The sequence below is a fragment of the Arthrobacter sp. zg-Y820 genome (genome assembly GCF_030142155.1).
In the GTDB taxonomy this organism is placed as follows: Bacteria; Actinomycetota; Actinomycetes; order Actinomycetales; family Micrococcaceae; genus Arthrobacter_B.
Genome location: NZ_CP126247.1, coordinates 1,335,962 through 1,357,868 on the forward strand (window position 1 = coordinate 1,335,962; position 21,907 = coordinate 1,357,868).

Annotated in this window: 20 protein-coding genes; 11 read left to right on the top strand and 9 right to left on the bottom strand. The window is 67.9% G+C overall.

Going from position 1 to position 21,907, the window contains the following annotated elements:
- Window positions 1-75: 75 nt before the first annotated feature.
- The 10 genes from QNO08_RS05940 (at window position 76) to QNO08_RS05985 (ending at window position 10,090) form a co-directional block, all read left to right on the top strand.
- Window positions 76-930, top strand: a complete 855-nt coding sequence (locus QNO08_RS05940; RefSeq protein ID WP_229967119.1) for a tetratricopeptide repeat protein — start codon at window positions 76-78, stop codon at window positions 928-930.
- Between the two features lie 4 nt (window positions 931-934).
- Window positions 935-1,933, top strand: coding sequence for an HAD-IIA family hydrolase (locus QNO08_RS05945; RefSeq protein WP_229967117.1), 999 nt, complete (start codon window positions 935-937; stop codon window positions 1,931-1,933).
- A gap of 41 nt (window positions 1,934-1,974) precedes the next feature.
- A complete protein-coding gene (locus QNO08_RS05950; RefSeq protein ID WP_229967115.1) occupies window positions 1,975-2,193 on the top strand; it encodes a hypothetical protein in 219 nt (72 codons plus the stop codon).
- Complete coding sequence (locus QNO08_RS05955) at window positions 2,194-3,105, top strand: TlyA family RNA methyltransferase (protein WP_229967132.1); 912 nt, start codon at window positions 2,194-2,196, stop codon at window positions 3,103-3,105.
- A gap of 51 nt (window positions 3,106-3,156) precedes the next feature.
- The gene (locus tag QNO08_RS05960) at window positions 3,157-4,131 is read left to right on the top strand and encodes an NAD kinase (RefSeq protein WP_229967113.1); all 975 of its coding nucleotides are present in this window, start codon (window positions 3,157-3,159) and stop codon (window positions 4,129-4,131) included.
- On the top strand, window positions 4,128-5,855 hold the full coding sequence (gene recN, locus QNO08_RS05965; RefSeq protein ID WP_229967111.1) for a DNA repair protein RecN: 1,728 nt from the start codon (window positions 4,128-4,130) through the stop codon (window positions 5,853-5,855). The genes QNO08_RS05960 and recN overlap by 4 nt, the downstream gene beginning before the upstream one ends.
- A gap of 31 nt (window positions 5,856-5,886) precedes the next feature.
- The gene (gene pyrG, locus QNO08_RS05970) at window positions 5,887-7,581 is read left to right on the top strand and encodes a CTP synthase (RefSeq protein WP_229967109.1); all 1,695 of its coding nucleotides are present in this window, start codon (window positions 5,887-5,889) and stop codon (window positions 7,579-7,581) included.
- A gap of 6 nt (window positions 7,582-7,587) precedes the next feature.
- Window positions 7,588-8,256, top strand: coding sequence for an NUDIX domain-containing protein (locus QNO08_RS05975; RefSeq protein ID WP_229967107.1), 669 nt, complete (start codon window positions 7,588-7,590; stop codon window positions 8,254-8,256).
- A gap of 413 nt (window positions 8,257-8,669) precedes the next feature.
- Window positions 8,670-9,563 carry a site-specific tyrosine recombinase XerD gene (gene xerD, locus QNO08_RS05980; protein WP_229967130.1) on the top strand — a complete coding sequence of 298 codons (894 nt, stop codon included), beginning with the start codon at window positions 8,670-8,672 and terminating at the stop codon, window positions 9,561-9,563.
- Entirely contained in the window at window positions 9,560-10,090 is a 531-nt protein-coding gene (locus QNO08_RS05985) for an 8-oxo-dGTP diphosphatase (protein WP_349774905.1), read from the top strand. Before xerD ends, QNO08_RS05985 begins: the two co-directional genes overlap by 4 nt.
- 106 nt (window positions 10,091-10,196) lie before the next feature.
- Here QNO08_RS05985 and QNO08_RS05990 read toward each other — a convergent pair whose 3' ends face one another.
- The 4 genes from QNO08_RS05990 to QNO08_RS06005 form a co-directional block, all read right to left on the bottom strand.
- The gene (locus tag QNO08_RS05990) at window positions 10,197-11,330 is read right to left on the bottom strand and encodes a bifunctional 2-methylcitrate synthase/citrate synthase (protein ID WP_229967105.1); all 1,134 of its coding nucleotides are present in this window, start codon (window positions 11,328-11,330) and stop codon (window positions 10,197-10,199) included.
- A gap of 53 nt (window positions 11,331-11,383) precedes the next feature.
- Window positions 11,384-12,289 (bottom strand): methylisocitrate lyase, encoded by a 906-nt coding sequence (gene prpB, locus QNO08_RS05995; RefSeq protein WP_229967103.1) that lies wholly within the window; start codon window positions 12,287-12,289, stop codon window positions 11,384-11,386.
- The gene (locus QNO08_RS06000) at window positions 12,290-13,807 is read right to left on the bottom strand and encodes an MmgE/PrpD family protein (protein WP_229967101.1); all 1,518 of its coding nucleotides are present in this window, start codon (window positions 13,805-13,807) and stop codon (window positions 12,290-12,292) included.
- A gap of 88 nt (window positions 13,808-13,895) precedes the next feature.
- A complete protein-coding gene (locus QNO08_RS06005; protein ID WP_229967099.1) occupies window positions 13,896-14,549 on the bottom strand; it encodes a GntR family transcriptional regulator in 654 nt (217 codons plus the stop codon).
- A 212-nt stretch (window positions 14,550-14,761) separates the two neighbouring features.
- Here QNO08_RS06005 and QNO08_RS06010 point away from each other — a divergent pair, with 212 nt between their 5' ends.
- Window positions 14,762-16,771, top strand: coding sequence for an AMP-binding protein (locus tag QNO08_RS06010; RefSeq protein WP_229967097.1), 2,010 nt, complete (start codon window positions 14,762-14,764; stop codon window positions 16,769-16,771).
- On the opposite strand, the gene arfB is transcribed toward QNO08_RS06010, so the two are convergent.
- The 5 genes from arfB to QNO08_RS06035 all read right to left on the bottom strand — a co-directional run bounded on the left by arfB (window position 16,768) and on the right by QNO08_RS06035 (window position 21,801).
- Window positions 16,768-17,190, bottom strand: a complete 423-nt coding sequence (arfB, locus tag QNO08_RS06015) for an alternative ribosome rescue aminoacyl-tRNA hydrolase ArfB (RefSeq protein WP_229967095.1) — start codon at window positions 17,188-17,190, stop codon at window positions 16,768-16,770. The two genes, QNO08_RS06010 and arfB, sit on opposite strands and share 4 nt — an antisense overlap.
- Before the next feature lie 92 nt (window positions 17,191-17,282).
- Complete coding sequence (locus tag QNO08_RS06020) at window positions 17,283-17,678, bottom strand: GNAT family N-acetyltransferase (RefSeq protein WP_229967093.1); 396 nt, start codon at window positions 17,676-17,678, stop codon at window positions 17,283-17,285.
- A 43-nt stretch (window positions 17,679-17,721) separates the two neighbouring features.
- On the bottom strand, window positions 17,722-19,101 hold the full coding sequence (locus QNO08_RS06025; protein ID WP_229967091.1) for an FAD-binding oxidoreductase: 1,380 nt from the start codon (window positions 19,099-19,101) through the stop codon (window positions 17,722-17,724).
- 190 nt (window positions 19,102-19,291) lie between these two features.
- Complete coding sequence (locus QNO08_RS06030; protein WP_229967089.1) at window positions 19,292-20,056, bottom strand: response regulator; 765 nt, start codon at window positions 20,054-20,056, stop codon at window positions 19,292-19,294.
- Window positions 20,053-21,801, bottom strand: a complete 1,749-nt coding sequence (locus QNO08_RS06035; RefSeq protein ID WP_229967088.1) for a sensor histidine kinase — start codon at window positions 21,799-21,801, stop codon at window positions 20,053-20,055. Before QNO08_RS06035 ends, QNO08_RS06030 begins: the two co-directional genes overlap by 4 nt.
- Between the last annotated feature and the right edge of the window lie 106 nt (window positions 21,802-21,907).

The window sequence follows — 21,907 nt, forward strand, 5'->3', positions numbered from 1 at the left end:
CTGGACAAGGTTACCCGCGCCCAGCTGCGCGTCCTGGAAGAGGTCAGCGGTGAGTGGGTCTCCAAGCACCTGGTCATGGCAGGCCGCCTGATCGACATCAACCCCGAGCTGGCCTTCCAGCACGCCCTGGCAGCAAGCCGCCGCGGCGGACGCATGGCAGCAGTGCGCGAAGCAGTGGCCCTGACCGCCTACGCCTCCGAAAACTTCGCCGAGGCGCTGCGTGAATTCCGCACCTACCGCCGGATCAGCGGATCCAACGACTACCTGGCCATGATGGCCGACTGCGAACGCGGTCTGGGCCGCCCGGACCGTGCCCTGGACATCTCCCGTTCGGATGAAGCCAAGGAACTGGATGCCGCCGGACAGGTGGACATGGCCATTGTTACCTCCGGTGCCCGCATGGACATGGAGCAGTTCGACGCCGCCGTGACCGCACTGGAAATCCCGCAGTTGGACAAGAACCGTGCGTTCTCCTTCAGCCCGCGCCTCTTCCGCGCCTACGCTGATGCCCTCGAGGCAGCCGGCCGCAACGAAGAAGCTGCACAGTGGAACGACCGCGCGCTGCTGGCTGAAAAGGCCCTGGGCGTCGGCGAGTTTGCTGAGCCGGACATTTTCGACCTGGGTGACGACGACGACGAAAAGCCGGAGCGTCCCCGCCGGGGCCGCGAAGACCGCGACGATCGTCCGGTTGCCGAGCGCTCCGAAACGCCGTTTGCCGCTCCCGTTGAGAAGGCAGTTGCCGATGACGAGCTGGAACTGAGCGACGACATCGACACCCTGCCCTCGGACGAGCAGGAAGGCGTCATCGGCGTCCTCGAAACCGAAGAGGACGACAACGACACCGCCGCTGCACAGCACGACGACGGCAACGACAACGACGAGTTCTCCGCCGACGCGCCTGCCGGCGACGCTGACGAGGAACGCGCGTAGCACCATGGCCAACACACCGCTGATTGCCGGGTACGACGCAGTCCTGTCCGATCTGGACGGCGTCGTGTACGCCGGCCCGCACGCCATCCCAGGAGCCGTTGAGGCCCTGCAGCGCCTTGAAGGCGCCGGCGTGCAGCTGGCTTACGTCACCAACAACGCGTCGCGCTCCTCCGAAACGGTGGCAGCGCATCTGCGCGAGCTGGGGGCCCCGGCAACAGCGGAAACCGTGTTTGGCTCGGCCCAGGCCGGTGCTGAACTGCTGGCCGGCCAGGTGCCGGCCGGCGCCACGGTCCTGGTGATTGGCAGCGCCTGGCTGACCGAGCAGGTCCTGGAACAGGGGCTGGTACCGGTGCGCTCCGCCGATGACCGGCCCGACGCCGTGATCCAGGGTTTCGATCCCGGGCTCGGCTGGAAACACCTGGCCGAGGCGGCCTTCGCCGTGGAACGCGGTGCCAAATGGGTTGCCACGAACACCGACATGTCCATTCCACAGGCCCGGGGGATCGCCCCGGGAAACGGAACGCTGGTGGCCGCCGTTGCGGCGGCCACCGGCAGGACACCGTTGGTGGCGGGAAAGCCCGAGGCCCCGCTGTTCCTGACGGCGGCGAGCCATTTGGGCGCCTCAACACCGCTCGTGGTCGGTGACCGCCTGGATACCGACATCCTCGGCGGCAACAACGCCGGTTTCGCGACGGCACTGGTGCTCACCGGCGTCGACAGTCCGCAGACAGCGCTGGCCGCCCGCACCCGGGAACGGCCGACGTACCTCGTGGAAAACCTCGACGCCTTCTATGCTCCCTATCCGGAAATCGAAGCCCGCGACGGCGTTTTCGCCTGCGGGACCGCCACTGCCCGCGTCTTGGGCAACACGGTGGAGATTTCCGGAGACCGCAGTGATCTGGACAGCTGGCGCGCTGCCTGTGCGGCCTGGTGGAACGCCCGGCCGGTCGCCGAAACGGCCTCCGCACCCGAGCTCAGCTGGACTGTCACCCCCGGCGGATAAGCTGGGTTTCAAACGTCAGACAAGGATGGGGCAGCCGCCAGATGGAGAACACCAGCGGAAACACCGGCGAGGAGTCCCCGGGCACCGAACGCCCCTGGCCCCACCTGCGGGCGCAGACGGCGGATCCGGCAGTAAACGCCGCTTTGGCGTCCCTGGGAACACTTGCCGATACGCCCATCCCTGAACAGCATGCCGTTTACACCGCACTGCACGACGGCCTGTTGGCTGAACTGAACGCCGAACCGCCGGAGGAGCGCTAGATCGTGGCAAGACTAGACCAGGAACTGGTGGCCAGGGGACTGGCGCGCTCCCGGACCCACGCGGCCAAGCTCATCGCGGCGGGCCGGGTGGCCAGAGCGGGTGCCGTGCTGGGCAAGGCTTCGGCCTCGGTCAGCGCAGAAGATCCCCTCTCAGTGCTCGACGACGGCGTCCCCGACTATGTCAGCCGTGCCGGCCATAAGCTGGCCGGCGCCCTTGACGCGTTTCCGCAGGTTCAGCCCGAAGGGCTGCGCTGCCTCGATGCCGGAGCCTCCACCGGCGGTTTCACGGACGTCCTGCTGCGGCGCGGTGCCGAGCGCGTGGTGGCTGTCGACGTCGGCCACGACCAATTGGTGGACGCCCTGCGCGTTGACCCGCGGGTCGATGTGCACGAAGGCTTGAACGTCCGGTATCTGGTGCCCGAGGCGATCGGGGGACCGGTGGACCTGACCGTCGCCGACCTCTCGTTCATTTCCCTCACCTTGGTGCTTGCTCCGCTGGCCGCAGCGACGCGCCCGGGCGGCAGTCTGCTGCTCATGGTCAAGCCGCAGTTTGAAGTGGGCCGTGAGAAGCTGGAGAAGGCTGGCGTCGTCATGGATCCGCAAAAGCACCGGCTGGCAGTGACCCGCGTGGTCTCTGCCGCCATGGCGGAGAACCTTCGGGTGGCCGGCCTGGCCCGCAGTCCGCTGCCGGGGCAGAACGGCAACGTGGAGTTTTTCCTGTGGCTGCAGGTCGCGGCCGCTGACCAACAGCCGGCCGCGCTGCCCGCCGATGCACAGGCTGAGGCCCGCCGTTTGGTGGAAGAGGCCTTTGACGGGTTTGATGGAGCCGGACCGGACTCGGTTACTGATCGGTTTGCGGGCGAGACACGCACCGGAGAAACTGACCGCAGGAAACTGACGACAGAAGACTGACGACGGAGCTCCAAAGCAGCTCCCCCGGGAGCGGAACAGGATATGACAGACATGAGCAGACGGATACTTGTGCTGGCCCACACCGGCCGGCAGGCTGCCATGACTGCCGCCCAGGAAGCCTGCACGCAGCTGCACGCCTCCGGCCTGATCCCGGTCATGCGGCGGCGGGATTTGGAAGACATCCAGGCCGTCTACGGTGTCCTCACCGCACCCACCGAAATCCTCGATGAAGACGTTGACCTGGCCGGCGTCGACCTGGGCATGGTCCTGGGCGGCGACGGCACTATCCTGCGGGCCGCCGAGCTGGTCCGCGGCACCGACGTCCCGCTGCTCGGCGTGAATCTGGGACACGTTGGATTCCTGGCCGAAAGTGAGCGCGAAGACCTGGCCCAGACCGTGCACTGGGTCGTGGAGCGGGCCTACACGGTCGAAGAACGCATGACGATCGACGTCAAAGTCTGGTTTGAAAACCGGATGATCGCCAACACCTGGGCGCTGAATGAAGCGGCCATCGAAAAGTCGGACCGGCAGCGGATGCTCGAAGTCGTGGTGGAAGTGGACGCCCGGCCGATCAGTTCCTTCGGCTGCGACGGCGTTGTCCTGGCCACACCCACCGGCTCCACTGCCTATTCCTTCTCCGCCGGAGGCCCCGTGGTCTGGCCCGAGGTCGAGGCACTCCTGATCACCCCGATCAGCGCACACGCCCTCTTCGCCCGCCCCCTCGTGGTCGCACCCACCTCCATCCTGGCGGTCGAAATCCTGACCCGGACGGATGCCGCCGGCGTGCTCTGGTGCGACGGCCGGCGCAGCGTCGAACTGCCGCCGGGCGCCCGCATCGAGGTGACGCGCTCCACCATCCCCGTCCGCCTGGCCCGAACGCATGCCACGCCGTTCTCCGAACGCCTGGTCCGCAAATTCCAGCTCCCCACCCAGGGCTGGCGCGGACCCGTCGGCACCCCGGGGGAACACTCAGCGAGTGTGGAACTCACCCGCCGGACGGCAGACAGCGGAGGGCTGGCCACATGATCGAAGAGATCCGCATCCGCGACCTCGGCGTCATCACTGACGCCACGCTGGAACTCGGCCCCGGATTCACGGTGGTTACGGGTGAGACGGGCGCCGGAAAGACAATGGTGATCACCGCCCTGGGCATGCTTCTGGGCGCCCGGACCGACGCCGGAGCGGTGCGCACCGGCGCCAAAGCGGCCCTCGCCGAAGCTCTGGTGCGCCTGCCGCCGCACAACCCCGCAGTGACTCGGGCCGAAGACGCCGGCGCGGAACTGGAAACGTACGACGGCGTCACCGAGCTGATGCTCGCCCGCACCGTCAACGCCGCCGGGCGCAGCCGTGCCCACGTGGGCGGACGATCCGCTCCGGTGGGCGTGCTGGCCGAGGTCGGCCAGCATCTGGTGGCGGTGCACGGACAGTCGGATCAGCTCCGGCTCAAGAGCACGGCCGCGCAGCGTGAAGCCCTGGACAAGTACGCCGGCCCTGCCCTTGCCTCCGTCCTGTCCTCCTACCAGACGGACTTCGCCCGCTGGCGGTCCGCCGTCACCGAACTCTCCACCCTGCGCGACCAGGCCCGGGAACGCCTGCGCGAAGCCGAGTACCTCACGGCCTCGCTGGAGGAAATCGATGCCCTCGAGCTGCTGCCGGGGGAGGACGAGATCCTCAAGACCGAAGCCACCCGGCTGAACAACTTCGAGGAACTGCGCACCGCGGCCGTGGGCGCGCACTCGGCATTGATTGCCGGAGACTTCTCCGACGGTTCCGACGCCACCTCGCTGGTGGACAGCGCCAAGCGGCAGCTGGAACTGGCCGGAGAACACGACCCCGCCCTGGCCGATTCCGCCAAGCGGCTGGCCGAAGTCGGCTACATCCTTGCGGACATTGCCACCGAACTGGCCAGCTACAGCGCCTCCCTGGACGGCGAAGGCCCGGAACGGCTCGCCGAAGTCGAGTCCCGGCGGGCTGAGATCTCCGCCCTGACCCGCAAGTTCGCCCCCTCCGTGGACGAGGTCCTGGAATGGGCGGAAACGAGCCGCGTCCGGCTGGCGGAGCTGGGGGATGACGGCACCCGCATCGAGGCACTCGAAACGGAAATCTCGGAGCTGCAGGCCACACTGACCGCGGCCGCAGCGGACCTGACCAAACTGCGGACCGAAGCGGCGGCGGAACTCGCCCGGCGGGTGAGCGACGAGCTGTCGGCACTGGCGATGGCCGATGCTCACCTGCTCATCGAGGTCACTCCCGTCGAGGAGCTCAGCGTGCACGGAGCGGACGCCATTTCGTTCCTCCTCCAGCCGCACCCCGGCGCGCCGGCCCGCCCGCTGGGCAAGGGCGCCTCCGGCGGCGAGCTGTCCCGGGTGATGCTGGCAATCGAGGTGGTGCTGGCCGCGGTGGACCCCGTGCCGACGTTCATCTTCGACGAAGTGGACTCCGGCGTCGGCGGAAAGGCCGCCGTCGAAATCGGCCGCCGCCTGGCCATGCTGGCCAAGCACGTCCAGGTGATAGTGGTCACCCACCTTCCGCAGGTGGCATCTTTTGCCGACCATCACATCCGGGTTATCAAGATGTCCGCAACGGGGGAAAATGGAACCGGCGTCACCGCCAGCGACGTCACCGTCCTGGACGACGCGGAGCGGATCAAGGAACTTGCCAGGATGCTCGCGGGCCAGGAAGACTCCGAGTCCGCCCGGGCACACGCCGTTGAACTCCTGGCCGCGGCGGGACACCCGCCGCATGAATAACCCCAACGCATTTAAACCAGAACTACAAAAGGTGATAGGCTCGAACTCCGTGGTGCAGCGATCAAATTCCAGGTTTCCCAAGTCGTCTTCTACGACAAAACACATCTTCGTCACCGGTGGCGTGGCGTCCTCACTCGGTAAGGGACTGACAGCGTCAAGTCTCGGCCATCTGTTGAGGTCGCGCGGCATAGCGGTGACCATGCAGAAGCTCGATCCCTATCTCAACGTGGATCCGGGCACGATGAACCCCTTCCAGCACGGCGAAGTCTTCGTTACCGACGACGGCGCCGAGACTGACCTCGACATCGGCCATTACGAGCGGTTCCTTGACGAGAGCCTCGACGGCTCCGCCAACGTCACCACCGGCCAGGTCTATTCCACGGTCATCGCCAAGGAACGCCGCGGCGAATACCTCGGCGACACCGTCCAGGTCATTCCGCACATCACCGACGAGATCAAGCGCCGGATGCGCCTGCCCTCCGAGGCGAAGAAGACCCCCGATGTCATCATCACCGAGATCGGCGGCACGGTTGGCGACATCGAGTCCCAGCCCTTCCTGGAAGCCGCACGCCAGGTGCGCCAGGACATTGGCCGCAACAACGTCTTCTTCCTGCACGTCTCGCTGGTTCCGTACATCGGCCCGTCCCAGGAACTGAAGACCAAGCCGACGCAGCACTCAGTGGCCGCCCTGCGGTCCATCGGCATCCAGCCCGACGCCATCGTCATCCGCTCGGACCGCCCGGTGCCGGATGCCATGCGCGCCAAGATCGGCCGCATGTGCGACGTCGATGTGGACGCCGTCGTGGGCTGCCCGGACGCCCCGAGCATTTACGACATCCCCAAGACGCTTCACTCCCAGGGCCTGGACGCGTACATCGTCCAGCACCTGGACCTGAAGTTCAAGGACGTCAACTGGACCAAGTGGGACAAGCTCCTCGAAGTTGTCCACAACCCCAAGCACCATGTCGACATTGCCCTGGTGGGCAAGTACGTGGACCTGCCCGACGCCTACCTTTCCGTCACGGAAGCACTGCGCGCCGGCGGTTTCGCCAACAAGACCAAGGTCAACATCCGCTGGGTGCCCTCGGACGAGTGCGCCACGCCGGAAGGTGCCGCAGCGGCACTGGCCGGCGCCGACGCCATCTGCGTTCCCGGCGGCTTCGGCATCCGCGGCCTGGAAGGCAAGCTTGGCGCCCTGACGTACGCCCGGGAAAACATGGTGCCCACCCTGGGCCTGTGCCTCGGACTGCAGTGCATGGTCATCGAGTACGCCCGCAACGTGGTGGGTCTGGAAGGTGCGTCCTCCTCGGAGTTCGAGCCGGACACCAAGTACCCGGTCATCGCCACCATGTCTGAGCAGAAGCAGATTGTCTCCGGCGAAGGCGACATGGGCGGCACCATGCGCCTGGGCCTGTGGGACGCCAAGCTCGAAGAGGGCTCCGTGGTGGCCAAGACGTACGGCAAGACGGCTGTGGCCGAACGCCACCGTCACCGCTACGAGGTCAACAACGAGTACCGCGACCAGATCGCCGAGGCGGGCCTGTCCTTCTCCGGCACCACGGTCGACGGCGGACTGGTGGAGTTCGTTGAGCTTCCGGCCGACGTACACCCGTACTACGTCTCCACGCAGGCGCACCCGGAGCTCAGCTCCCGCCCGACGCGCCCGCACCCGCTCTTCGCCGGTTTGGTGAAGGCCGCCCTGGCACGCCAGAACGGCAAGGGCTAACAACCCATGAGCGAGGCCAGAGGGTTCGCCGACGAACAGAGTCCCCGCCGCCTGTTGAGTTCCTCCGTGGAATACACCGGGCGGGTCTGGGACGTGGTCAGTGAGAAGTTCTCCCTGACCGACGACGGCGAACCCCTGGTCCGCGACTTCGTCCGCCACCCCGGGGCGGTCGCCATCCTGGCCCTGAACGACGCCGGCCAGGTGCTGCTGATCAACCAGTACCGGCATCCGGTGCGGATGACCCTCTGGGAAATCCCCGCCGGACTGCTGGACATCGACGGCGAGGACTTCCAGGTCGGCGCCGCCCGGGAGCTGGCCGAGGAGGCCGACATCCAGGCCGCCGAGTGGAACGTCCTCACCGACCTGTTCCTCTCGCCCGGCTCGTCCCGGGAGGCTCTGCGCATCTACCTCGCACGCGGTATTACCTGGATCCCCGAGGCCGACCGGCACGAACGCACCCATGAGGAAGCGGAAATCCGCACCATGTGGGTAGATCTCGACGACGCAGTGGCAGCCGCCCTTGAGGGCCGGATGCACAGCCCCTCGGCCGTGGCCGGAGTCCTGGCCGCAGCAGCGGCCCGCCCGTCCGGCTATGCCAACCTGCGCCCGGCGGACGCACCCTGGCCCGAACACCACTCCCAGCACTCCACTTGGCCGCAGGGCCCCGTTCTTTAGGACTGAAGACTGCTATGGCCGCCTCCGATCTACCCGCCGGCGGACACACTCCTGCGCCGGGGTCCCCGTCGCTGAACGACACCATCCGGTTCGATTACCGTCCGGGCAACGCCACCCTCCGGCTGGATTCCCCCGCCGAGCTGCTGCGCGCCGCGCTGGCGGAGGACAAGGCAGCCAGCAGGTCCACAGCCACGTCCACAGACAAGTCCACAGGCAAGGCAGAGGATTCCGCTCCGGCGTCCGGCGCCGATTCGGCAGCGACTTCCACGCCGGCGGAGCCCGCTGATCCCGAGGCGCCGGGAAACGCCAAAACCCCCAAGCCTCCGAAGGTTCCCGCACCCAAGGGCCCCTCCGCCGCCGATGAGCTGCGCGCCACCGCCGTCGGCCGTGCCATCGGCGGCTACCTGCAGCACATGGCAGTGGAACGGGGCCTGGCCGTCAACACGCTGGATGCCTACCGCCGCGACCTGCTGCGGTACGCCCGGTTCCTGACCTCCCGCGGCGTCGACGACGTCGGCCGCATCTCCCGGCACGATGTGACAGCCTTCGCCCAGTCGATCGTGGAGGGCTCAGACGGCGCCTCCGCGCTGAGCGTGCGCTCGGCAGCCCGCACCGTGGTTGCCGTCCGCGGGCTGCACAAGTTCTGGGCGCTGGAGGGCCTGGCCACCGCCGACCCGGCCGCCGACGTCCATCCGCCGCTGCCGGGCAAACGGCTGCCCAAGGCGATCAGCGTCAATGAGGTCACCCGGATCCTGGAGGCGATCTCCACTGAGACCCCCACCGGGCTGCGGGACCGGGCACTGCTGGAATTCCTCTACTCCACCGGGGCCCGCATCAGCGAGGCCGTCGGCCTGGACATCGATGACCTGTCCCTGGAACGGATCCCCGCCAACGGCCCCGACGTGGTGCGGCTCTTCGGCAAGGGCTCCAAGGAACGCCTGGTGCCGCTGGGCTCCTACGCCGCCCGCGCACTGGACGAGTACCTGGTCCGCGGCCGGCCGGCAGCCTCCGTGAAGGGCAAGGGAACGCCCGCACTGTTCCTGAACGCCCGCGGCGGCCGGCTCAGCCGGCAAAGCGCTTGGACCATCCTGAAAAACGCCGCGGAAAAGGCACAGATCGGCCGGGACGTGTCCCCGCACACGCTGCGGCACTCCTTCGCCACGCACCTGCTGGAGGGCGGGGCCGACGTCCGCGTGGTGCAGGAGCTGCTCGGCCACGCCTCGGTGACCACCACCCAGGTCTACACCCTGGTGACCGCCGAAACCCTGCGCGAGGTCTACGCCGCCGCGCATCCGCGGGCACTGTGACGCCGGGCGCCTTCGGGCCCGGCGAACCGGCCGGCGAACACGCGCCGCCTCGCGCCGTGCCCGTGGTCCTGTGCTTCCTGCTGCGTGAAACCCAGCAGCGCGGCGCGGAAGTCCTGATGGGGCTGAAGCAGACCGGCTTCGGAATTGGCCGGATCGTCACCCTCGGCGGGCATGTGGAGCCGGGGGAGACCCCGGAGCAGGCGGCCGTGCGCGAAGTCTTCGAGGAATCCGGGGTCACCGTGGCTGAAGCCGACCTGGAGCAGGCCGGAACCATCGAGTTCATCTTTCCGGCCCGCCCGGAGTGGGACATGTCCACGGTGGTCTACCGGGCGCGCACCTGGATGGGCGAGCCGGCGCCGTCGTCGGAAATCGTTCCGGTCTGGTACCCGGTAAACGAGGTGCCGTATCCGCAGATGTGGCCGGATTCGGCGCACTGGATGCCGGAGGTGCTCGCCGGGCGGGCCTTTGACGTTGTCGTCACCCTGGCCGACGACAACGAAAGCGTCGCCGGCATCGTCTTTTCCTGACGTTCCGTCCGGGCCGCGAGCCACCCGGACAGCGGGCCACCCGGACAGCAAAACGCCCGCCGCAGAATATCCTGCGGCGGGCGTCTTGCTGTTCGGAACCGGCTGCTTAGCCCAGGTGCCGTTCCTCCGGGCCGTCGTAGGCGCTGAGGGGGCGGATCAGGGAGTTGGCTTCCAGCTGCTCCATGATGTGCGCGGTCCAGCCGGTGATCCGGGCGGCCACGAACAGCGGAGTGAAGGTGGGCGTGTCAAAGCCCATCAGGTGGTAGGCCGGACCGGCGGGGTAGTCCAGGTTGGGCAGAATGTTCTTCCGCTCACCCATGGCCGACTCCAGCGCGGTATAGAGCTCGCCCAGGTCCGGACGGTCGTAGTGCTTGACCATCTTGTCCAGGGAGGCCTTCATGGTCGGCACCCGCGAGTCGCCGTTCTTGTACACGCGGTGGCCGAAGCCCATGATCTTCTTCTTGTCCGCCAGTGCGGCGTCCAGCCACCCCGCGGCGTGCTCGGCGACGTCGCCCTCGCCGGCGCTTGAGGTGATCTCCGCAAACGTGTGCATGACCGCCTCATTGGCGCCGCCGTGGAGCGGCCCCTTGAGTGCGCCGATGGCGCCGGTCACCGCCGAGTGCAGGTCCGCGAGCGTGGAAGTGATCACGCGGGCCGTGAACGTGGAGGCGTTGAAGGAGTGCTCCGCGTACAGGATCATCGAGACGTTGAACGCCTCCACGACCTCGGGGGCTGCTTCCTCGCCGAACGTCATCCAGAGGAAGTTCGCGGAGTAGCCCAGATCATCGCGGGGCTCCACCACGTCCTCGCCGCGCCGGCGGCGCTGGTCGTAGGCGACGACGGCGGGCATGGCGGCGAACAGGCTGACCGACTTTTCCATGTTCGCCTGCCGGGAGGAGTCATCCGCCTGGGCATGCTCCGCACCCAGCACCGACGCTGCCGTGCGGCAGACATCCATCGGGTGGCAGGTCAGCGGCAGGGCGTCGATGACGGCCTTCAGCTCGGGGGAGAGCGCACGCTGGTTCCGCTCGCCGTCGGTGAACTCCGCCAGCTCGTCGGCGGTGGGCAGCTCGCCGTTCCACAGCAGGTAGGCCACCTCTTCGAAGCTGCAGTGTGCCGCCAGCTCCTGGACCGGGTAACCGCGGTAGAGCAGCGAGTTGGTGTCCGGATTGACCTTGGAGACCTTGGTCGTGTCAACAAGGACACCGGCCAGTCCCTTGTGGATCTGCTCATCTGTCATTACGAAAGACTCCTTTGTCGCGATGATGTAGCTGCGGTGATTCCGGGGCAGTGCTAGTGCTGGCCCGGGATCTGGAAGTTGAATACCGACGTGTCGAAGCGGTTATAGGCTTCATAATCCACCAGATCGTACAAACGTGCACGCGTGAGCATATTCGGGACATCCTCCTGCTGGGTGCCCTTGGCCTTGATCGTGTCCAGGGTGCGCTCGGCGGCGCCCATCGCGCTGCGCAGCAGGGTGACCGGGTAGATCACCATGTTCACGCCCACTGACGCCAGCTCGTCGTAGCTGAAGAGGTCGCTCTTGCCGAACTCGGTCATGTTGGCCAGGATCGGCACGTCGACGGCGGCACGCATCGCGGCGAATTCCTCCAGCGACTTCATGGCCTCGGGGAAGATCGCGTCCGCCCCGGCGTCGACCAGTGCCCGGGCCCGGTCCTGGGCGGCTTCGAGGCCGTCCACGGCGCGGATGTCGGTGCGGGCCATGATCAGGAAGTTCGAGTCGCGGCGGGCGTCGGCGGCGGCGCGGATCCGCTTGGTGGCCGTGTCCAGGTCCACCACGTTCTTGCCGTCGAGGTGGCCGCAGCGCTTGGGATTGAACTGGTCCTCGATGTGGCAGCCGGCCAGGCCGGCGTTTTCGAGTTCCTGGATGGAGCGCGCGACGTTCATCGGCTCGCCGAAGCCGGTGTCGGCGTCGACGATGGCCGGCAGGTCGGTCATCCGGGCGATCTGCCCGGCGCGGGTGGCGACCTCGGTCAGGGTGGTCAGGCCGATGTCCGGCAGGCCGAGGTCATTGGCGAGGACCGCGCCGGAGATGTACACGCCGTCGAACCCTTTTTCCTCGATCAGGCGGGCCGAAAGCGGGTTGAACGCACCCGGGTACTGCTGGAGCGTGCCGGAGGCCAGGCCCTTGCGGAAGGCGATGCGCTTGGCCTCGGGGGTTACGGAGGAGTACAGCATTTAGAAGAGTCCCTTCGGGGCGTTGGCCGGGTCGATGACGCCCTCGGCGGCGGTGATGTTCAGCTGGTCCAGCTCGCCGGCGGCCAGTTCGGGCAGGCGCTGGACGGTGCTCAGGAAGCGTTCGATCTCCTCGTCGGAGACCAGCCCGGCGGCCAGGGTGCGGAATTTGTTGATGTACTGCTCGCGGGCAAACGGCTTGGCGCCCAGCGGATGGGCGTCGGCGACGGCGATCTCATCGGTGATCTCGGTGCCGTCGGTCAGGACGATGGTCACCTTGCCGCCGAAGGCCTTCTCGTTGATGTCCAGCGAGTGGTAGCGGCGGGTCCATTCCGGATCCTCCACGGTGGTGACCTTGTGCCACAGCTCCACGGTGTCGGCACGGCCGGCGCGCTCCGGGGCGTAGGAGTCCACATGGTGCCAGGCGCCGTCCTGCAGGGCGACGGTGAAGATGTACGGGATGGAGTGGTCCAGGGTCTCGCGCGAAGCCGTGGGATCGTACTTCTGCGGATCGTTGGCGCCGGAGCCGATCACGTAGTGGGTGTGGTGCGAGGTGGCGATCAGGACGCTGGCGACCTTGGAGGCGTCGGCGGCCTCGGGGTGCTCGCGGTGGATCTTGCGGGCCAGGTCGATCCAGGCCTGGGCCTGGTACTCGGCGGAGTGTTCCTTGGTGTAGGTGTCCAGGATGGCGCGCTTGGCTTCGCCGGCCTCGGGCAGCGGCACTTCGTAGGCCGCGCCGGGGCCGTCCAGCATCCAGGCAATGACGCCGTCTTCACCCTCATAGATGGGGGTGGGGGAGGTCTGGCCGCGCATGGCGCGGTCCACGGCTTCCACGGCCATCTTGCCGGCGAATGCGGGAGCGTGCGCCTTCCAGGTGGAGATTTCGCCCTTGCGGGACTGGCGGGTGGCCGTGGTGGTGTGCAGCGCCTGGCCGACCGCCTGGAAGATGGTGTCGACGTCGAGGCCCAGCAGGGTGCCGATGCCGGCGGCGGCGGACGGGCCGAGGTGGGCCACGTGGTCGATCTTGTGCTTGTGCAGGCAGATGGCCTTGACCAGGTCGACCTGGATTTCGTAGCCGGTCGCGATGCCGCGGATCAGGTCGGCGCCGGAGGCGCCGGTGTGCTGGGCGACGGCGAGCAGCGGCGGGATGTTGTCGCCCGGATGGGAGTACTCGGCGGCGAGGAACGTGTCGTGGTAGTCCAGTTCGCGCACAGCCACGCCGTTGGCCCAGGCGGCCCACTCCGGGGAGGTCTTCTGCTCGACGCCGAACACTGCCGAGCCGTTGCCGTGCGCGGAGGGGGAGAATGACAGGGCCTGGGCGCGGGCGGCGACGATGGGACCGCGATTCAGGGAGGCAATGGCCACCGAGGCGTTGTCGATGACGCGGTTGATGACCATGTCAGTGACCTCGTCGGTCACGGCGACGGGGTCGGCAGCGACCTCGGCGATCTTGTAGGCCAGCTGGTCTTCGCGGGCCAGGTTCTCGTCGCTGCGGTGGACCCGCACCTTGTGGAGATTCATGTTGTGTCCTTTCGGGACGTTTTCGGGATTTCGGAAGGGAAGTTTTCAGGGTTGCCAGCCGGTTGCCCGGTGGCAGGGGAGCGGGGTGTCAGTCCGGCGGGCCGGTGGCTGCCAGGAAGTGTTCCAGGCTCTTGTGCAGATGGACCGAGGTGGCGGAGGCGGCCAGCGCCGGATCCCGGGCGGCGATGGCCGCGGCGATGGTGGCGTGTTCGCCGGCCGTAGCCAGCAGCCGTTCCGGGTTGTCCTTGGCCAGGCGGCGGACGCGGGCCAGATGCAGCCGCACGTTCGCCAGAGCCTGGGTGAGGTATGTGTTGGCGGCGGCCGTGTCGATGGCTTCATCCAGGCGGGCCACCAGCGCGTAGTAGCCGGCGCGGGACGGATCGGTTCCGGCGTCCTGCAGGATGAGGTCCGCGGCCTCCTCGAATTCCCGCCGCAGCCCGGTGAAGACCTCGGGGTTTCCGCGCGAGGCCGCCAGCGAGGCGGCCTTGCATTCCAGGGCCTGGCGGAGCTCAAACAGTTCGGTCACGGTGTTCGGTGAGATTGCCGTGACGACGACGCCGCGTCCGGTGTGCGGGGCGGCCAGCCCGTCGGCGGTGAGCCGGCTGATGGCTTCGCGCAGCGGTGTGCGGGAAATGCCCAGGCGCTGGGACTGCTCCACTTCGGCGAGCACGGTTCCCGGCGGCAGGCGTCCCGAGACGATGTCCTCGCGGAGCGCCCGGTAGGCGCGGTCACTTGCCCTCATGGGACGCTCCTCTCTGCTGCTGCGGCCAGCCCGTGCTGCAGACTGGTCCATGTGTGATGTATCTCATCAGTGTATACACAAACCTGCCTAGCGGAAACAAATTTGCCTAAATCCCAGAGTTCGCGGGAGGTCATGTATACACAGTCCGGTTTGTGGCGAACGGCCGGACAGGCCTAGGGTGATGGGTATCACATGCGAATCGAGGAGGATTCATGAGCTCTGGCCTGGATGCAGGAAATGAAGCACCGGAGACCGTCGGGATCGAGCCCGCAGCCGTCGGCATCGAGCCCGCAACCGCCGGAGGGGTGGAAGCCGGGCCCGGCGAGGGGTATGCGCAGGCCTATGCCCGCAGTCTCGACGACCCCGAGGGCTTTTGGCTTGAGGCCGCCGCCCTGGTGGACTGGGACACCGCGCCCCGGCGTGCCCTGGATGACTCCGCCGCCCCGCTGTACCGCTGGTTCCCCGACGGGACACTCAACACCAGCTACAACGCGCTGGACCGGCATGTCGCCGCGGGCCGAGGGGACGCGGATGCCCTGATCTACGACTCCGCGATGCTCGGCGTCAAGCGCACGTACTCCTACAGCGAGCTGCTCGCCGAGGTCGAAACCTTCGCCGGGGTGCTCCGCGGACTGGGCGTTGAAGCCGGGGACCGGGTCATCATCTATCTGCCGATGATTCCGCAGGCCGTGATCGCGATGCTCGCGGCGGCCCGGCTCGGCGCGGTGCATTCGGTGGTGTTCGGCGGCTTCGCCCCGAAGGAGCTGGCGGCGCGGATCGACGATGCCCGCCCCGCCGTCGTCGTCACCGCCAGCGGCGGGCTGGAGCCCCGGCGCACCGTGGAGTACCTGCCCAATGTGGCCGCCGCGCTCGCGGCCGCCACGCATCGGGTGAACCATGTGGTAGTTGCGGCCCGGGACGGCTTTGACCACTCCTTCGAGGAGTACGACGGCGCGGACGGCGCCGCCTGGCACGACTGGGACGCGCTCGCGGCCGTTGCGTCACCGGCCGGTCCGGTGCCGGTGGCCGCCACCGATCCGCTCTACATCCTCTACACCTCCGGCACCACCGGCGCACCCAAGGGCGTGGTCCGGGACAACGGTTCGCACGCCGTCGCGCTGGCCTGGTCGATGCGCAACATTTACGACGTCGGCCCCGGCCAAGTGATGTGGACCGCCTCCGACGTCGGCTGGGTGGTGGGGCACTCCTACATTGTGTACGCGCCGCTGCTCGCCGGGGCGGCCACCGTGCTGTACGAGGGCAAGCCGGTGGGCACGCCCGACGCCGGAGCGTTCTGGCGCGTGGCCGGGGAGCACGGGGTGGATGTCCTTTTCACCGCGCCCACCGCGCTGCGGGCGATCCGCAAGGCCGATCCGGACGCCGCGCTGATGGCGGATTACGACCTGTCGGCGCTGCGGACGCTGTTTGTGGCGGGGGAGCGGCTGGACCCGGAGACCTTTGCCTGGGCCGGCCGGGCGCTGGACATTCCGGTGGTGGATCACTGGTGGCAGACCGAGACCGGCTGGGCGATCTGCGCCAATCCGCTGGGCCTGGAGCAGCTGCCGATCAAGGCCGGCTCCGCGACCGTTCCAGTGCCCGGGTTCTCGCTGGCCATCGTGGACGGCGAGGGGGCGGAGGTTCCCGCCGGCGAAGAGGGCAACATTGTGCTGCGGCTGCCGCTGCCGCCGGGCACCCTGACCACGCTGTGGGGCAGCGATGACCGGTTCCGGTCTTCCTACCTGGAGATTTTCGAGGGCTGCTACACCACCGGTGATTCCGGCTATGTGGATGAGGACGGCTATGTGTTTGTCATGGGCCGCACCGATGACGTCATCAACGTTTCCGGGCACCGGCTCTCCACCGGCGCGATGGAGCAGATTGTTGCCACGCATCCCGCGGTGGCCGAGTGTGCCGTGATCGGGGTGGCGGATTCGCTCAAGGGGCAGCGGCCGTGCGGCTACGTGGTGCTGAAGGCCGGCTCGGTCCTGGGTGTGGAGGAGCTGCGGGCCGATCTGGTGAAGCTGGTGCGCGAGTCGATCGGGCCGGTGGCGGACTTCAAGGACGTGCAGGTGGTGGACGCGCTGCCCAAGACCCGCTCCGGCAAGATCCTGCGCAAGACGATGCGGCAGATTGCCGACGGCGATGCCTATACGGTGCCCTCGATCATTGAGGATCCGCTGGTCATCGACGCGTTGCTGCCGCTGCTGCGGCCGGGGGCCTAGTCGGCCGGGGGTCGTCTGCGCTGCGATTTCGTTGCCGATCGCTGTTTCTTGGCATCGAGGCGCCGGCGGTTCGACCCCCGGGTGGGTTTGGTCGCGCGGCGGCGGGCCGCTTCCGGAGCCAGGCCCGCTGCCACGAGCTCCGCGAGCTTGGCCAGGGCGAGTTCGCGGTTGCGCAGCTGGGAGCGCTGTTCGGAGGCGGTCACCGTGATGGTCCCGGACACGAGGCGCCGCTCGAGCCGCGTGAGCAGCAACAGCCGTTGGTTCTCGGAAAGGACGGCCGATTGAGAGACGTTCCACGAGAGCTCCACGCGGCTGTCCGAGGTGTTAACGTGCTGGCCGCCGGGCCCGGAGGAGCGCGAGAATCGCCAATTCAGTTCCGCTGCGGGAATCGTGAGCGCGGGCGATATCTCCAGATCCATGCAACCAGCGTCGCACGTAACCGGGCGTCACCGGAAAACATGTAGCCGCCGCCGCGGGCGTCACCGGGTCGCCGGGAATTAGCTGGACGCGATCAGCTCGTGCTGATCCAGTAGCGGCGTTTGCCCCGCCGGATGTCTTCGAGGACGCCGCCGCTCTTTTCGATGGTTGCCCGGGAACCGGTGTTGTCCTCATCGCAGGTGAGCAGAAGCGGGGATATCGCCAGCGCCCGTGCCACCGGCACCGCGTTGTTCAACGCCTGCGCGGCGTGGCCCCGGCGCCGCGCCGACGGGCGCACGCTGTAGCCGATGTGCCCTCCTTCGTTGAGAAGGAAATCGTTCAGTTCATGCCGGATCGCCAGCGACCCGATGATCGAGCTCCCCTCGGAAATCCAGGGTAGGTGCAGGGAACGTATCCCGGTTTCCGCGGGGTTTCGGGCAACGCCTCGGAATGACGGCGCGGCGCACCTCCTTCGTGAGGATCCAAGCACGGCAGCCGGTGCTCAATCCCCGGGCACGCGGAGCGGCCCGCCGCTAGGTCTGCGGAAGCGGAACTGCATGGCTGAACCGGAACAGGTTTTGCGGATCGTAGGCCGCCTTGGCCGCCTGCAGCCGTCCGAACACCCCCGGTTCCCACACCGGGGCCACGTCCCCTTTGCGGCCAACAGGGCCCCGGAAATTGACCAGTGAGCCGGCAGCGTAGGGCTCGACGGCGGCGCCGAAGCGTTCCAGCGCCGCCGCCGTGGCGTCGGCCGCCGGCGGAAGATTAATGCCGGCCGAGAAGATGTGGAAGGCCGCGTTCCGGCCGGAGACTGCATCTTCGACCGCCGGCTCGGTGGCCAGGGCGCCGCCCATGAGGCGTATTTCCGTCAGCGCCAGCGGAGTGTCTGAACCCGGACCGATCTGGCGCAGCAGTTCATCGGCCAGATCCTCCGGCAGCGACGTCAGCAGGGTGGCGCGGTCCATGCTGGGAACCGGTTCATCCGGATCCATGTGGATGCTTCCTACGTCCAGGTAGTTCATCGGCCCGACAGTATCCAGGAGGGGATTTGCGGCGTGCCGCATCGGCCCGATCAGTGTGTCTCCCTCTTCCTGGCTGCCGAACAGCGCGAACCGAAGATGCACCGGCGACGTGCCGCGCCGGTCCTCCGGCAGGAAGGGGACGTCTGGAAAGTGAAGGAAGGCCAGGGAAGCCGAGGCATCCGAGGGCAGCTGAACCGTCCATTCACGGAAGGTCTCCAAGACTTCCGGGCCGGCGTCCTCCGGGTACAGGATCGCGCCGCCGTAGAACTCCTGATAGGGAATCAAGCCGAGAGTCATCGACGTGATGACGCCGAAATTGCCTTTCCCTCCCCTCAGCGCCGCGAACAGATCGGCGTTCTCGCCGCCGGCTTCCACATGCCGCAGCCGGCCGTCGGGAGTAACAACATCGATGGAGCGCACATGGTCGGCGGCAAACCCCAGTGCCCGGCCCATCAGCGGCAACCCGCCTCCCGACGCGTAGCCGACCGTTCCGACGTGGCCGGAGGACCCATGCGGGGCAGTCAGGCCCTCTGGCACTGCCTGCTCCAGCACCTGGCCCCAGCGAACCCCGGCACCGACTGTGACCGTTTGGGCGTCGGGATCCACCGTCAGGTCCTGCAACCGGGACGTATTGATCATTAGGCCCTCGTCCATCTCCGTCACAGCCCCGTGGCCGGTGGCCTGGATCCCGATGGGAATGCCGAGTTGCGCTGCCCAACGGACGGCGAGCTGGATGTCCTCGACGCCGGACGCTCCCAGCGCGGCGTCGGGGCGCTGGACCAAGGAAGGGTTGAACCCTGCGGTGGCGACGGCGTAGCCGGCGTCGCCCGGGCCGCTCAACGTGCCCTGGACAACACTGCGGAGGGCTTCAAGGTCTGATTCCTGAATCATGGGACACACTCCGGGTAGGCGGGCAGGCCTAATGGGAGGGCATTTCGGCCTGCTGTTGGCTTGGCTTAAATGCACCTAAAGGGTAGGCACCAGCAGGCTGCTTCGGAACCCCGGAGCGATAATCCGCTGTGTCGGGCTGAGAATCTGTCCGTCCTGGAGGAGTCGGGCGCCAAGATCCGGTGTGCGGACCTTACCGCCGCCAGTGATACTCCAGCTCCGGCCGGCCGCGGGTGCCGTAGCGGGGAGTGCGCAGCACCGCGCGCTGGTCACCCAGGTGCTCCAGGTACCGCCGGACGGTAATGCGCGACATGGCCAGCGCCGCCGACACCTCGCTGGCCGACATCGGCGCGGCCGCAGCCTTCAGCAGCTCCGAGACCGCTTCGAGGGTGTCGGGGGAGAGCCCCTTGGGCAGCACCGCCGGCACATTCGGCCGCAGCGCGGCCAGGGCGCGGTCCACCTCGGACTGGGTGGCCGAGACACCCTGCCCGGCCAGGTTCAGATGGTATTCCCGGTAGGAGGCGAGCTTGGCGCTGAATGCCGAGTAGGTAAAGGGCTTGATCAGGTACTGCGCGATGCCGGCTGACATCGCGCTGCGCACGACGGCGAGATCCCGCACCGCGGTGATGGCGATGACGTCGGCAGGAACTCCCGCCCCGCGGATCCGGCGCAGCACGTCCAGCCCGTGCAGGTCCGGCAGGTTCATGTCCAGGAGAATCAGGTCGACGGCGGGCTCCGTGCCCTGTCCCGGCCCGCTGTGCCCCGGCAGGCCGCCGTCGGACGCCGTGCCGCTGCGGCCGGTGGCTGAGGCGTTCAGGAAGGTGATGGCGTCGGTGCCGGTGTGCACGACGCCGGCCAGGGCGAAGCCGGGACTGCGCCGCACATATTCGGCGTGGGCCTCGGCGACGATGCCGTCGTCCTCAACCACCAGGACGGTGATGTTCCGTTCGGCATTCACCGCTGGACCGCCGCAGCATTGGAAAGAGGAGCGGCGGAAGGAGACAGGCCATCCGGCCCCGGGAGGGGAAGCAACACGGTGAAGGCCGCACCGCACCCGGGCTGTCCGCCCGGATCAAGGCGCAGGGTTCCGCCCAGCCGCAGCACCGCCTGGCGCACCAGCGGCAGACCGATGCCGCGGCCGGTCGCACCGGTGCCCGACGGCAGCAGCACCAACGGATCCTTGGTGCTGAAGCCTTGGTCAAAGACCCGCCCGGACACCAGCTCCGGAATGCCCGGCCCGTTGTCCTGCACCGTGATCTCGAACCAGTCCCGGGAGTGGTCTCCGGCCAGCGCGAACCGGGTATCCACCGCGGCGTCCGGAAGGCCCTGGACCGCGTCGAAGGCGTTATCGATCAGGTTTCCCACAATCGTCACCAGCTCACCCGGGTCCAGCTCCAGCGGAACATCGGAGCCGGCGTGCGTCAGATCCACGGCCAGGCGGATGCCGCGCTCGCGGGCCTGCGCCGACTTGCCCGTCAGCAGCGCGGCCAGGGCGGGCTCACCGACGGCGGCGACGACGTCGTCGGCCAACTGCTGCGACCGCTCCAGGTCGCGGGTGGCGAAGTCCAGGGCGTCGCCGTGGCGGTTGAGCTCAATCAACGAGACCAGCGTGTGCAGCCGGTTGGCGTGTTCATGGGCCTGGGCCTGAAGGGCATCGGTCAGCGTGCGCATGGACTGCAGTTCTCCGGTCAGGGCTTCAATGTCGGTGTGGTCACGCAGGGTGGTCACGGTGCCGAAGCGCCTTGCCGCCGGAGCGGCCCGCTTCGCGCTGCGGCTGAGCGGGCGGAGCCGGCCGACGCCGTCGGGACCCGGCGGAGCGAGGGCGGGGGACTGGTTCACCACGAGGATGCGGTCCCGAGCAAAGTGGAACTCATCTTCGGCAGTCCGACCCTCGTGCAGCAGGGCCGCGAGCGGACCCGGCAGCCCCAGGGCCCTGGTATCCCGAGGCCTGCCGCTTCCGCCGGGTTCCAAGCCCAGCAGTTCGGCGGCCTGGTCGTTGTAGAGGACGAGTTCGCCGTCGTTGTTCAGCAGCAGCAAACCTTCGCGCAGTGAATGCAGGGCGGAGTCGTAGAACGTGAACATGCTCTGCAGCTCATCCGGCCGGCGGTCCTGAGTGGTGCGCCGCAGGTAGCGGCTGAGCAGGTAGGAGGCGAGGGTGCCGCAGACCAGTGCCCCCAGCGATGTCAGGACCACCGCGGGCAGCTGGGCGTTCCGTGCGACGGCGACACGGTCCACGGTGATGCCCGCCGCGACGAGGGCGGTGACTTCCCCGTCCGGCCCGAGGACCGGAACAATGGCCCGGACCGACGGCCCCAGGGTTCCGGCGTAGGTCTCGGTGAAGGACTGTCCGTCGAGCGCCTGGTCCACGGAGCCGAGGTAGGCCTTGCCGATCTCATCTTCGCTGCGGTGGGTGAACCGGGTGCGGTCCGGCGCCATGATGGTCAGGAAATCGATGTGGGCGGCGTCCATGACGGCCCGGGCGAAGGGCTGCAGGGAGCTGCTCGGATCCGCGGCGGCTGCCGACTCCAGCACAAACGGATCTGCGGCAACGGTGCCGGCCACGGCAAGCATCCGGTCGCCGGTCTCCTCGTAGCTGTCCCGCTCGGCCTGGAGATAGAGCGCCAGCGAAAGCCCGAGCGACAGGCACACGAGAAAAGCCAGCTGCCCGATAAGCAGCCGGCTGGCCAGGCTCCATTTCCGCAATTAATTTCCTTTTGCTCAAAACAATTGAGAACAGTATGAACACAATGGTGACAGCCGTCACAGCTCCGGATGACGATGAATGCGAATGACTTACGTTCCCGGCGAT